General features: G+C 58.8%; 9 protein-coding genes. 3 read left to right on the forward strand and 6 right to left on the reverse strand.

Annotated features, from left to right (window positions below):
• Positions 1-256: 256 nt before the first annotated feature.
• The 5 genes from ntrC to glnA all read right to left on the reverse strand — a co-directional run bounded on the left by ntrC (position 257) and on the right by glnA (position 5,837).
• Positions 257-1,693 (reverse strand): nitrogen regulation protein NR(I), encoded by a 1,437-nt coding sequence (gene ntrC, locus ACA073_RS01700; RefSeq protein ID WP_497401169.1) that lies wholly within the window; start codon positions 1,691-1,693, stop codon positions 257-259.
• Positions 1,690-2,775, reverse strand: coding sequence for a nitrogen regulation protein NR(II) (gene glnL, locus ACA073_RS01705; protein ID WP_497401170.1), 1,086 nt, complete (start codon positions 2,773-2,775; stop codon positions 1,690-1,692). Before glnL ends, ntrC begins: the two co-directional genes overlap by 4 nt.
• A 231-nt stretch (positions 2,776-3,006) precedes the next feature.
• Complete coding sequence (locus ACA073_RS01710; RefSeq protein WP_497401172.1) at positions 3,007-3,627, reverse strand: DUF4124 domain-containing protein; 621 nt, start codon at positions 3,625-3,627, stop codon at positions 3,007-3,009.
• Entirely contained in the window at positions 3,624-4,133 is a 510-nt protein-coding gene (locus ACA073_RS01715) for a DUF4124 domain-containing protein (RefSeq protein WP_497401174.1), read from the reverse strand. The genes ACA073_RS01710 and ACA073_RS01715 overlap by 4 nt, the downstream gene beginning before the upstream one ends.
• 297 nt (positions 4,134-4,430) lie before the next feature.
• Positions 4,431-5,837, reverse strand: coding sequence for a glutamate--ammonia ligase (gene glnA / locus ACA073_RS01720; protein WP_258697983.1), 1,407 nt, complete (start codon positions 5,835-5,837; stop codon positions 4,431-4,433).
• Between the two features lie 328 nt (positions 5,838-6,165).
• Here glnA and thiI point away from each other — a divergent pair, with 328 nt between their 5' ends.
• Positions 6,166-7,620, forward strand: a complete 1,455-nt coding sequence (thiI, locus tag ACA073_RS01725) for a tRNA uracil 4-sulfurtransferase ThiI (protein ID WP_497401175.1) — start codon at positions 6,166-6,168, stop codon at positions 7,618-7,620.
• A gap of 139 nt (positions 7,621-7,759) precedes the next feature.
• Positions 7,760-9,580 carry a translational GTPase TypA gene (gene typA / locus ACA073_RS01730; protein WP_214380255.1) on the forward strand — a complete coding sequence of 607 codons (1,821 nt, stop codon included), beginning with the start codon at positions 7,760-7,762 and terminating at the stop codon, positions 9,578-9,580.
• 208 nt (positions 9,581-9,788) lie between these two features.
• Here the strand turns inward: typA and ACA073_RS01735 are convergent, their stop codons facing one another.
• On the reverse strand, positions 9,789-10,229 hold the full coding sequence (locus ACA073_RS01735) for a YkgJ family cysteine cluster protein (RefSeq protein ID WP_461954308.1): 441 nt from the start codon (positions 10,227-10,229) through the stop codon (positions 9,789-9,791).
• Between the two features lie 261 nt (positions 10,230-10,490).
• Here ACA073_RS01735 and ACA073_RS01740 point away from each other — a divergent pair, with 261 nt between their 5' ends.
• The gene (locus ACA073_RS01740; protein ID WP_497401177.1) at positions 10,491-12,941 is read left to right on the forward strand and encodes a glycogen/starch/alpha-glucan phosphorylase; all 2,451 of its coding nucleotides are present in this window, start codon (positions 10,491-10,493) and stop codon (positions 12,939-12,941) included.
• Positions 12,942-13,214: the final 273 nt, after the last annotated feature.

The following is a 13,214-nucleotide window of genomic DNA, read 5'->3' on the forward strand; positions in this document are numbered from 1 at the left end:
CCGTAATCCGGGGCTTTCGTGTTTTTTCGATGGGGGTTCGATTGCGAACGCAGGTAGGCATTTCTATCAGTGTTTGTGCGCGATTGCGGTTCACGGTGCATTCAGTCGGTGCACGGTGTGGCCCCAAAAGCTTCGCGGGCAAGCTCGCTCCCACAGGGTTCAGGGGTGTTCACTCAATAGTGAAAAAACTGAAATCCACTGTGGGAGCGAGCTTGCTCGCGATGGATGTAACGGTCAGCAAATATTTAAAGGCTGCTTAACCCTCTTCCCCCTCATCATCATCCCCACCATCCACCTTCATCCCCAATTCCTTGATCTTGCGCGTCAGGGTATTACGCCCCCAACCCAGCAAAACCGCGGCATCGCGGCGGCGGCCGGCGGTGTGTTTGAGGGCGGTTTCGATCATGATCCGCTCAAACGCCGGCACCGCGCTGTCGAGCAGGCTCGACTGACCGCGAGCCAACGCCTGATCCGCCCACTGGCGCAGCGCTTGCTCCCAATTGGTCACCGGCGCCGAATCCTGCGGCAAACTCAATAGCTCTGGCGGCAGGTCGCTGATGTGCACTTCGCGACCCGAAGCCATCACCGTGATCCAGCGGCAGGTGTTCTCCAGCTGACGCACGTTGCCGCCCCACGGCAGGTTCTTCAGGTATTCCTCGGTTTCGCTTTTCAGCAGCTTCGGCTCCACCGCCAATTCTTGCGCGGCGCGGCTGAGGAAGTGCTTGGCGAGGGTCGGGATGTCTTCACGACGGTCCGACAGCCGCGGTATATGGATGCGGATGACGTTGAGGCGGTGGAACAAGTCCTCACGGAATTTCCCGGCGTGCACCAGGGTTTCCAGATTCTGGTGGGTCGCGGCGATGATTCGCACATCAACCTTCACCGGCACATGACCGCCGACGCGGTAGAACTCGCCGTCAGCCAGCACGCGCAGCAAACGGGTTTGCGTGTCCGCCGGCATGTCGCCGATTTCATCAAGGAACAGCGTACCGCCGTCAGCCTGCTCGAAACGTCCGCGTCGCAGATTGGCTGCGCCGGTGAACGCACCTTTTTCATGGCCGAACAGTTCGGACTCCATCAGGTCCTTCGGAATCGCCGCCATGTTCAGCGCAATGAACGGCGAAGTCGCCCGTGGGCTGTGACGGTGCAGGGCGTGAGCCACAAGCTCTTTGCCGGTCCCGGATTCGCCGTTGATCAACACGGTGATGTTGGAGTGGCTCAAGCGCCCAATGGCGCGAAACACTTCCTGCATCGCCGGCGCTTCACCGATGATTTCCGGGGTGCGGGTCAGGGTTGGAGCGACTTCCAGACCTTGCTGTTCCTGAGCGTGCTGGTTCGCGCGCTTGACCAGCGACACCGCTTCGTCAACGTCGAACGGCTTTGGCAGGTATTCAAACGCGCCGCCCTGATAGGACGCGACAGCGCTGTCCAGATCGGAGTGCGCAGTCATGATGATCACTGGCAGCCGTGGGTGTTGCTCGCGAATCCGCGCCAGAAGGTCCAGACCGCTGGCGCCCGGCATGCGGATGTCGGAGATGATCACGTCCGGCTGCTGGCGCGCCAGGCGGCTCATCACGCCATCGGCGCTGTCGAAGCTTTGCGTGGTCATGCCTTCTTGCTGCAAGGCTTTTTCCAGGACCCAACGGATAGAACGGTCGTCATCGACGATCCACACGGTTTCACTACGGCTCATGTCGATGTGGCTCCTTGTTCCAGTGGCAGAAAGATCGAGAAAGTGGTGTGGCCTGGATGGCTGTCACATTCGATCAGGCCCTGGTGCTGGCTGATAATGTTCTGGGTAATGGCCAGGCCGAGTCCGGTACCGTCCGGACGACCGCTGACCATGGGAAAGAAGATGGTTTCCTGAAGATCCGCAGGAATGCCGGGACCGTTGTCGATGATGTCGATCTTGGTCACCAGGCGATGGCGCACGTGGCCGATGGTGAATTGGCGCATGGCGCGGGTGCGCAGGCTGATACGGCCCAGGCGCAGTTCGTTCTGGCTGCTGATGGCCTGCATCGCGTTGCGCACGATGTTCAGGACCGCTTGAATCATTTGTTCGCGGTCGATCAACACGTCGGGAATGCTCGGGTCGTAATCGCGCACCAACGTAATGCAGCCTTGGCTTTCGGCTTCCACCAGATGAGCGACGCGCTCCAGCACTTCGTGGACGTTGCACATGGCCAGCGACGGCAGTTTGTTGGAGCCGAGCATGCGGTCCACCAGGTTTCGCAGGCGGTCGGCTTCTTCAATGATGACGTTGGTGTAATCGCGCAGGCTCTCTTCCGGCAGTTCGCGGGCGAGCAACTGGGCCGCGCCGCGAATCCCGCCCAGCGGATTCTTGATCTCGTGAGCGAGGCCGCGCACCAGCATCTTGCTGGTTTCCTGCTTCGACAGCTGTGCCTCTTCCTTGGTGATCCGCAGCAAGCGGTCACGCGGGTGGACTTCCAGCAGCAGCAGGGTGGCGCCGTTGGCCAGGATCGGTGTTACCGCGTAGTCGACGGTCAGCGTCTGGCCGGTCAGGGCGGTGAGCATCGCTTCGCGCTTGGTGAACGGATGCGCCTGCTCGACCGCCTGACGCAGGGAATTCAGCGCTTCGGAGGATTCGGTGAACAACTCGCTGATGAACTGCCCATGGCTGCGCTGGCCACTGATGGCCAGCAGCATCTCTGCCGCCGGGTTCATGTACTCGAGGCGCAGTTCGGCATCGAGCAGGATGGTGGCGGTGGTCAGGTTGTCGAGCAGCAATCGATGCAGTGCGTCGCTAATGGTCATCGGGACCTCTTTTGGAGCAGGGCGCGCGCATGAATAAAGCGCTGATGCGGGGGAAAATGCAAAAACCAAACCAAGGCTCCGAAAAGAAGCGTTAAAGGCCTGAAACGGGCGTTTGACGCTCGGTTGCGTGGCGTTCTGCCAGCTTTTACGGGTACTTTCGAACCAAAATGGGGTGGTATGTGGGGGCGGTGCAACCTATCGCACCAATATAGTGCGCAAAGCTGGGCGAGGTTAGAAGAAGCGCAGGAAGAGGTTTTTTTCTTCTTCAGGTTTGTCTTTGAGCGGGCATTCCGGCCGCTGGCCGTAGTCGGCGAGGGTGCAGGGTTTCACCTGGCGTTTCTGCGCGAGGGAGATGCGCAGCATGTGGAAGGGTTGATTGGCCGTGCGTTCAACGGTGCGACCTTGCTCATCGAGAATTTCGACGGACAAATTGTGGCTGCCGCGGTCAATGTTGCTCAAAGCGAACACCGGGCTCGGACCGGGTTCAGCGGTGGGCTGCCCGTCCAGCAACAAACGGTAGCGATGACCTCGCTGAAGGCCGGGTTCGCTGGTGATACTGACGATCAGCTCGCCGGCGCTGCTGCGGACCGTGGCGTCGGGCTCGGGCACCAGCACTCTGAGCATGTCGTAGCGGAACAGGGGTTTGGTTTCGGTTTTTTTCTCGGCGATCACCGGCGCTGCGCCGGTCGGGTTGGCGGACATGCGGTTACTCGTCGCCAGCGGCACGCGCTTGGCGTTGCCGGAACCGGGCTGGTCGGTGAAGACCCGATTGCCTTGGGCGTCGATGTAGGTGAAGACTTCGGCCGACACCGGCAGCACGAACAGGCAGGCGATCAGCAGCCACAACCTCACTGCTTGTGCACCCGCTGGAGGGTGAAGGTCACGGACGGGCTCTGCTGGACGATGTCTTGCCCATCGATCACCTGGACCGCGAGGCTGTGGGTGCCGCGATCAATGTTCACCAGTTGCAGGATCGGCACGTTGCTCGGCTGGCCGTAAGGCTGATCGTCCAGCAACAACCTGAATAAATGTGGACCTCGCAGCCGGGGTTTGATCAGCACGTTCACGGTGAAGGTGCCGTTGTTGGCCCGCAGCGCCTCGGTGGTGGGCAAGTTGGTCAGCTCCAGCACCTCGTAGGCGCTGCGCGACTGTTCGCGACGGGTGGCTTCGGCAGGTGGGGCAGGAGGTGCCTGGCGCTCGACGCTATTGAGCGGCGCTAACTCGACCGGCTGCGCCTTCACGCCGTCGGGCGGCTGATTGCTGTAGGCGGTGTTGCCGGCGGCGTCGGTGTACTTATAGATCTGCGCTGCGGCGGGCAGGGCGATCAGCAGCAACAGCAATGGAAAACCACGACCCATAAAATCGACCAGAAACGAAAGCGTTGGAATGCAGCATAGGTCAGTGGCGGCGGTTGGCCCAGGTTGTAAACATTTGGGAATGATTTCCCGATTTCTCCCAAACACCACAAAACCCCTGTGGGAGCGGGCTTGCTCGCGAAGGCGGTGTGTCAGTCAACATTATTGCTGAATGACACATCGCCTTCGCGAGCAAGCCCGCTCCCACAGGTCCATCGCCAGCCGCTGAATCCCGGGCACAAAAAAGGCCTCCCGAAGGAGGCCTCTTTTTGTCACGCCGCTTGCGCAGGCGCTACCGGATCAGCAGCTGTAGTACAGCTCGTATTCCAGTGGGTGTACGAAGGTGCGAACCTTGATTTCTTCTTCGCTTTTCAGAGCGATGTAAGCGTCGATGAAGTCATCGGAGAACACGCCGCCTTTGGTCAGGAACGCGCGACCTTTGTCCAGCTCTTCCAGGGCTTCTTTCAGGCTGCCGCAAACTTGTGGGATCTCTTTCGCCTCTTCAGGCGGCAAGTCGTACAGGTTTTTGTCAGCAGCGTCGCCTGGGTGGATCTTGTTCTGGATGCCGTCCAGGCCAGCCATCAACAGTGCAGCGAAGCCCAGGTACGGGTTGGCTGCCGGATCCGGGAAGCGGGCTTCGATACGGCGAGCGCGAGGGCTGGACACGTAAGGAATACGGATCGAAGCGGAACGGTTGCGAGCCGAGTAGGCCAGCATTACTGGAGCTTCGAAGCCCGGGACCAGACGCTTGTAGGAGTTGGTCGACGGGTTGGTGAAGCCGTTCAGGGCCTTGCCGTGCTTGATGATGCCGCCGATGAAGTACAGAGCGGTGTCGGACAGGCCGGCATAGCCTTCGCCAGCGAAGGTGTTCTTGCCGTCTTTGGCGATGGACAGGTGAACGTGCATACCCGAACCGTTGTCGCCGTACAGAGGCTTAGGCATGAAGGTCGCGGTGCGGCCGTATGCGTCGGCAACGTTGTGTACGCAGTACTTCAGGGTCTGAACTTCGTCAGCCTTGGCCACCAGGGTGTTGAACTTGACGCCGATTTCGTTCTGGCCAGCAGTTGCCACTTCGTGGTGGTGAACTTCGATGGTCAGGCCCATTTCTTCCATGGCGTTGCACATGGAGGTACGGATTTCGTGGTCGTGGTCGAACGGTGGAACCGGGAAGTAGCCGCCTTTGACGCCCGGACGGTGGCCTTTGTTGCCGCCTTCCACGTCCTGGTCGGACATCCACGAACCTTGTTCGGAGTAGATCTTGAACATGGAGCCGGAGATGTCGGACTTGAACTTCACTTCGTCGAAGATGAAGAATTCTGGCTCCGGGCCAACAAATACGGTGTCACCGATACCGGTCGACTTCAGGTATTCCTCGGCACGCTTGGCGATTGCACGTGGATCGCGATCGTAGCCTTGCATGGTCGAAGGTTCGATCACGTCGCAAACCAGGATCAGGGTTGGCTCTTCAGTGAACGGGTCGAGGACGGCAGTGCTGTCGTCCGGCATCAGGATCATGTCGGAGGCTTCGATGCCTTTCCAGCCAGCGATGGAGGAACCGTCGAACATTTTGCCTTCTTCGAAGAAAGCTTCATCCAGCGCGTCGCGAGCCGGCATGGTCACGTGGTGCTGAGTGCCTTTAGTGTCCGTGAAGCGCAGATCAATCCACTTGACGTCATGATCTTTGATGAGTTGAACCGACTTCGACATAGTGTCCTCCGGGTGGATTAGGGCTGGTAGTGGATGCCCTTAAATGTTTGTGATGCCGGCGCGAATACTCTGCCAAGGCAACCTGCCTCACAAGGGAGCAAATTGCATGCCAGTGCCCCACCATGGGTTTATTGCCCCAAAAGCACGCTTATAAAGGCACGAAGCGCCTTTAGGTGAAAAATCTCGCCCCACAATGTAGCGTTAAAATCCGCAAATGACCCGTTTTGGTGCGCCGAAAACCTTCTACACATTAACTGGTCAAACCTTGAGCAATTTCCGCTATAATCCGCGCCCCCCTTTTTCGGCTGGCCCAGCGCGCGCTGTTTTCATGAAACTAATCGTAAAAGTCTTCCCCGAGATCACCATCAAGAGCCGCCCGGTACGGATGCGTTTCATCCGCCAGTTGGCCAAAAACATCCGCACCGTGCTCCGCGACCTGGACCCGGCCGTGGTGGTGAACGGTGTGTGGGACAATCTCGAGCTTGAAACCCGCGTCAGCGAGCCCAGAGTACTGAAGGAGATGACCGAGCGCCTGAGCTGCATGCCGGGCATCGCGCATTTCCTGCAGGTCGACGAGTACCCGTTGGGCGACTTCGATGACATCGTTGCCAAGTGCAAGCTGCACTTCGGCGATTCGTTGACCGGGAAGATTTTTTCGGTGCGCTGCAAACGCGCCGGCAAGCATGAATTCAGTTCGATGGATGTCGAGAAATACGTCGGCAGCCAACTGCGTCGTCAGTGCGGCGCTGCCGGAATCTCGCTGAAAGAGCCGGAAATCGAAGTCCGCATCGAAATTCGCGACAAACGGTTGTTCGTGATCCACAACCAGCACAACAGCATCGGTGGTTATCCGCTGGGTGCCCTGGAACAGACGCTTGTGCTGATGTCCGGCGGCTTCGATTCCACGGTTGCTGCCTACCAGATCATGCGCCGCGGCCTGATGAGCCATTTCTGCTTCTTCAATCTGGGCGGGCGGGCCCATGAACTGGGCGTCATGGAGGTTGCGCACTTCATCTGGAAGAAGTACGGCAGCTCCCAACGCGTGTTATTTGTCAGTGTGCCGTTCGAGGAAGTACTGGGAGAAATTCTCGGGAAAGTCGATAACAGTCATATGGGTGTAGTTTTGAAGCGTATGATGTTGCGCGCTGCTTCCCGTATTGCCGATCGGCTGGACATCGAAGCGCTGGTCACCGGTGAAGCGATTTCCCAGGTGTCGAGCCAGACGTTGCCGAACCTGTCCGTGATCGACTGCGTGACCGACAAGCTGGTCTTGCGTCCGCTGATCGCCAGTCACAAGCAGGACATCATCGACCTGGCCAACGAAATCGGCACTGCCGACTTCGCCAAGCACATGCCGGAGTATTGCGGGGTCATCTCGGTGAACCCCAAGACCCATGCCAAGCGTCCACGCGTTGAGCATGAAGAGAAAGAATTCGACATGGCGGTCCTTGAGCGTGCGCTCGAGAACGCCAAACTGGTGCCGATCGATCGCGTGATCGACGAATTGGGCCAGGACCTGCAGATCGAAGAAGTCAGCGAAGCACTGGCGGGCCAGATCATCATCGACATCCGTCACCCGGATGTCGCTGAAGACGAGCCGCTGGAACTCGGTGGCATTGAGGTACAGACGATGCCGTTTTATGCATTGAACGCTCGTTTCAAGGAACTGGACCCTACTCGCCAGTACCTGCTGTATTGCGACAAAGGCGTGATGAGTCGCCTGCATGCCCACCATTTGCTCAGTGAGGGGCATGCCAATGTGCGCGTTTATCGACCGAGCTAAGAGCCCGGGGCTGTTTGCCTGTGGCCTGCGTCATCGGCCCCCCGACTCTGCCGTCAAGCTGTAACGGCAAGGCCTGACTCTACTGTTAATCGCTGCCAAGACTTGTCAGCACACCGAATCCTCTGATCGAGATACACAAGTGATCGAAAATCTACGCAACATCGCCATCATTGCTCACGTTGACCATGGTAAAACCACCCTGGTAGACAAACTCTTGCGTCAATCCGGCACTCTGGAGCGCAACGAGCTCAACGACGAGCGCGTGATGGACTCCAACGACCAGGAGAAAGAGCGCGGTATTACCATTCTGGCGAAAAACACCGCCATCAACTGGAACGGCTTCCACATCAACATCGTGGACACCCCGGGCCACGCCGACTTCGGCGGCGAAGTTGAACGCGTAATGTCGATGGTTGACTCCGTTCTGCTGCTGGTTGACGCTCAAGACGGCCCTATGCCGCAAACCCGTTTCGTGACCAAGAAGGCTTTCGAAGCCGGCCTGCGTCCGATCGTGGTCATCAACAAGGTTGACCGTCCAGGCGCGCGTCCGGACTGGGTTCTGGACCAGATCTTCGACCTGTTCGACAACCTGGGTGCCACCGAAGAACAGCTGGACTTCAAAGTCGTCTACGCCTCGGCCCTGAACGGTATTGCCGGTCTGGACCACACCGAGATGGCTGAAGACATGACCCCGCTGTACCAGTCGATCGTCGACAACGTACCTGCGCCGAAAGTCGACCGTGACGGTCCGTTCCAGATGCAAATCTCCGCTCTGGACTACAACAGCTTCCTGGGTGTTATCGGCGTTGGCCGTATCGCTCGTGGTCGCATCAAGCCGAACACTCCGGTTGTCGCTATCGACGCCGACGGCAAGAAGCGTAACGGTCGTATCCTGAAGCTGATGGGTCACCACGGTCTGCACCGTATCGACGTTGAAGAAGCAGCTGCCGGCGACATCGTCTGCATCAGCGGCTTCGACCAGCTGTTCATCTCCGACACTCTGTGCGACCCACTGAACGTCGAAGCGATGAAGCCGCTGACCGTTGACGAACCAACCGTTTCCATGACCTTCCAGGTAAACGACTCGCCTTTCTGCGGTAAAGAAGGCAAGTTCGTCACCAGCCGTAACATCAAGGAACGTCTGGACAAAGAGCTGCTGTACAACGTTGCTCTGCGCGTTGAAGAAGGCGACTCGGCCGACAAGTTCAAAGTCTCCGGTCGTGGTGAGCTGCACCTCTCGGTACTGATCGAAACCATGCGTCGCGAAGGCTTCGAAATGGGTGTTGGTCGTCCGGAAGTGATCATCCGCATGGTTGACGGCGTGAAGCACGAACCGTACGAAAACGTGACCATCGACCTGCCGGAAGAATCGCAAGGTTCGATCATGGAACAGATCGGTATCCGTAAAGGCGACCTGACCAACATGGTTCCGGATGGCAAGGGCCGTGTGCGCCTTGAGTACAACATCCCGGCTCGTGGCCTGATCGGTTTCCGTAACGAGTTCCTGACCCTGACCTCCGGTGCAGGCATCCTGACCTCGATCTTCGACCGTTACGACGTGATGAAGTCCGGCGACATGTCCGGCCGTCAGAACGGCGTGCTGGTTTCGGTTGCTACCGGTAAGGCACTGACTTACTCGCTGGAAACCCTGCAAGCTCGCGGCAAACTGTTCCTGGGTCACGGTGAAGACGTGTACGAAGGTCAAATCGTCGGCATCAACAGCCGCGACAACGACCTGGGCGTCAACCCAACCAAAGGCAAGAAGCTCGACAACATGCGTGCTTCGGGTAAAGACGAAACCATCGCTCTGGTTCCGCCTATCCGTTTCACTCTGGAGCAAGCTCTGGAATTCGTACAAGAAGACGAATTGTGCGAAGTCACTCCTAAGTCCATCCGTCTTCGCAAGAAGATCCTGGGCGAAAGCGAGCGTACCCGCGCTGCGAAGAAAAGCGGCAACTGAGTTTCGACTTAGCTAGCGCTTAAAAAAACGCCCCCGACCTTGTGGTCGGGGGCGTTTTTGTTTGTCTGGGTTTTTTGTGGTGTTAGTGAGGGCCCCTTCGCGGGCAAGCCTCGCTCCTACAGGTCGTGCGCAAGCATTTAGAGCGGCGCAAACCTGTAGGAGCGAGGCTTGCCCGCGAAGGGGCCCGGTCAGGCAGAGGAAATTTGGATCAGAACTTCTCGAGCGTACGACGACTGCTGCTGGTCTCACGCGCCACTTCTTTCGGCTTGTAAGCGCAATACCCCGGCCGCGGCCCGATTTTCGGGTGATTGCGGCAGGTGTCCGGGCGTTTTTCATAAATAGTGCACAGACGGCTCTTACGATCCAGGTACAGGCAATCGTTGTTGCTCATGCGCTGGAGGGTGAAGATCTCGGTCTTCTGGCTGTAACGCTCGACGATCCCTTCCTTCTGCAGTCGCTTGGCGATGTTCTTCGCCGGTTCGCCGCGCTCGAACTCGTCGACGATGCCGATGCGGATCAGATCCTTGATCTTGACCTCGACCGGGAGGGTGCAGCAGCTGGATACACACGAGCCGCACATCGGCGCAGTATATTTGGCCCAGGTATCGAGGCGATCGATCTCGGCGGCGGCGATCAGATTGGGTTTCATCATCGGTTGTTACCAGCGTGTGCATCAGGGCGCGCGATCATACCGGGACTGGTGGATTTTTGAACAACCTTTCGCCAGATTTTTTTAAGGAGCGGCCAATAACAGCTTAAATTCGGCACGGCCCCTGCATTGATTCAGCCACTCGACAAGGTAATGCCGACCGAACCAGCACTAATGGGAAAATCTGCCGAACCAGAGCCTCTACCGCCTGTCAGACCGTCTAGGCTCAGACAATTCAAATGCTCGCTCGAGGTCCTATCGATGACTCAAGAACCACTTGTTCGCGAAGCAGAGGTGGCCGCATTTCGCGACGCCGTCTTGACCAAGCTCACCTACGCGGTGGGCAAAGACCCGGATCACGCCTTCGACCACGACTGGTTCGAAGCCATTGCGCTGGCAGCGCGCGATCACATGGTCGAGCACTGGATGGATCACACCCGGCAGATCTACCGCAAAGGTCAGAAGCGGGTTTACTACCTCTCCCTGGAATTTCTCATTGGCCGGCTGCTCTACGACAGCCTGAGCAACCTCGGCCTGCTGGACGTCGCCCGCGAAGCCATGACCGAACTCGGCGTCGACATTGAGCGCATTCGCCTGCTGGAGCCCGATGCGGCCCTGGGTAACGGCGGCCTCGGTCGTCTGGCGGCGTGCTTCATGGAAAGCATGTCGACCCTCGGCATCGCCGGCCACGGCTACGGCATTCGGTACGAACACGGCTTGTTCCGTCAGGCGATTGTCGATGGCTGGCAGCAGGAACAGACCGAGCACTGGCTGGATTTCGGCAACCCGTGGGAATTCGAACGGCCAGAAGTCGTTTACCCGATCGGCTTCGGCGGCAGCGTCGAAACCGTCACCGACGAAAACGGCAAGTCCAAGCAAGTCTGGTCCCCGGCGGAAACCGTGCGCGCCATTGCTTACGACACCCCGGTGGTCGGCTGGCGCGGGGCGAGCGTTAACACGCTGCGCCTGTGGCGTGCCCGCGCGATGGAAGATTTGCACCTTGAGCGCTTCAACGCCGGCGACCACCTGGGTGCGGTGGCGGAAGTGGCCCGGGCGGAAAGTATTTCCCGTGTGCTCTACCCGGCGGACAGTACCGAAGCCGGCCAGGAACTGCGCCTGCGCCAGGAATACTTCTTTGTCGCCGCGTCTCTCCAGGATTTGCTGCGTCGCCATCGCAACATGCACACCTCGGTGCTGACCCTGGGCGACCATGCAGCGATCCAGCTCAATGACACTCACCCGTCGATTGCCGTGGCCGAGTTGATGCGTCAACTCGTCGATGTCTATGACGTGGCGTGGGACGCCGCGTGGCAGGTCACCGTCGACACGCTCTCGTACACCAACCACACGCTGTTGCCGGAAGCCCTGGAAACCTGGCCGGTCGGTTTGATGGAGCGGATGCTGCCGCGGCACATGCAGATCATTTACCTGATCAACGCACAGCACATCGACTCGCTGCGCGCCAAAGGCATTCACGATTTTGACGTGCTGCGTGCGGTATCGCTGATCGAAGAGGACAACGGCCGTCGCGTGCGCATGGGCAACCTCGCATTTCTCGGCTCCCACAGCGTCAACGGCGTGTCCGGGTTGCACACGCAACTGATGCGCAAAACCGTGTTCTCCGAACTGCACAAACTCTACCCGGAGCGGATCAACAACAAGACCAACGGCATCACCTTCCGCCGCTGGTTGTATCAGGCCAACTCGGAATTGACTTCGATGCTGGTCGGCGCCCTTGGCCCGGACGTGTTGGACAACCCTGAAGAGCGACTGCTGGATCTGGAACCGTTCGCCGAGAAGGCTGCATTCCGCAAGGCCTTCGCCGAACAGCGTCTGCACAGTAAAAAAGCGTTGGCTTACATCATTCACGAGCGACTTGGGGTGGCAGTCAACCCGGCGGCGATGTTCGACGTGCAGGTGAAACGGATCCACGAGTACAAACGTCAGTTGCTCAATTTGCTGCACACTGTCGCGCTCTATCAGGCGATTCGCGCCGAACCGGAAATCGACTGGGTGCCGCGGGTGAAGATCTTCGGCGGCAAGGCGGCGGCCAGTTATCACCAGGCCAAACTGATTATCAAACTGACCAACGACATCGCCCGGGTAGTGAACAACGACCCGACCGTGCGCGGCTTGCTCAAAGTGGTGTTCCTGCCCAACTACAACGTCAGCCTGGCGGAGAGCATCATTCCGGCGGCGGATTTGTCGGAGCAGATTTCCACCGCAGGCTTCGAAGCCTCGGGCACCAGCAACATGAAATTCGGCCTCAACGGCGCGCTGACCATCGGCACCCTGGACGGCGCCAACGTGGAAATGTGCGAACGCATCGGTGTCGAGCACATGTTTATCTTCGGCCTCAGCGCGCAGCAGGTTGAAGCGCGCAAGCAGAACCACGAGTTCAGCGCGGTGCCGGACATTGCCGCGTCCCATCGACTCAATGACGTGCTGCAAGCGATTCGCGGCGGGGTATTCTCGCCGGATGATCCGTCCCGTTACGCAGGCTTGATCGATTCGCTGGTCGACTATGACCGTTTTCTGGTCTGCGCCGATTTCGATTCCTACTGGGATGCGCAGATGCGCGTTGAAGCCCATTGGCACGATTCGAACGAGTGGTGGCGTTCAGCGGTGTTGAACACGTCCCGCATGGGCTGGTTCTCCTCCGACCGGACCATTCGCGAGTACGCCACGGATATCTGGAAAGCATTGGAGTAACTTTCAGCAATAATTGCGGGCAAGGTCCGACGGTTGTTGGACCTGACCGATATACTAAGCAGCAACTTGATCCTTGTGGGAGCGGGCTTGCTCGCGAAGGCGGAGTGTCAGTCATCATTAATACTGACTGACACTCCGCCTTCGCGAGCAAGCCCGCTCCCACATTGGATTTGTGGTGCAGATGCAATCTGCGCTCACACTGGATTCCGGGTGTCTGGTCACTAGACTGGATCAGATGCCGTACCACCCGGATTCGCCCCACAGCGGGGCCGC

It is taken from the genome of Pseudomonas sp. LBUM1670 (assembly GCF_059695695.1).

Excerpts from the sequence above, each read along its gene's own strand:
- ntrC (WP_497401169.1), bottom strand. The coding sequence starts at position 1,693 with ATGAGCCGTAGTGAAACCGTGTGGATCGTCGATGACGACCGTTCTATC.
- ACA073_RS01735 (WP_461954308.1), bottom strand. The coding sequence starts at position 10,229 with ATGAAACCCAATCTGATCGCCGCCGCCGAGATCGATCGCCTCGATACC.
- ACA073_RS01715 (WP_497401174.1), bottom strand. The coding sequence starts at position 4,133 with ATGGGTCGTGGTTTTCCATTGCTGTTGCTGCTGATCGCCCTGCCCGCC.
- ACA073_RS01740 (WP_497401177.1), top strand. The coding sequence starts at position 10,491 with ATGACTCAAGAACCACTTGTTCGCGAAGCAGAGGTGGCCGCATTTCGC.
- thiI (WP_497401175.1), top strand. The coding sequence starts at position 6,166 with ATGAAACTAATCGTAAAAGTCTTCCCCGAGATCACCATCAAGAGCCGC.
- glnL (WP_497401170.1), bottom strand. The coding sequence starts at position 2,775 with ATGACCATTAGCGACGCACTGCATCGATTGCTGCTCGACAACCTGACC.
- glnA (WP_258697983.1), bottom strand. The coding sequence starts at position 5,837 with ATGTCGAAGTCGGTTCAACTCATCAAAGATCATGACGTCAAGTGGATT.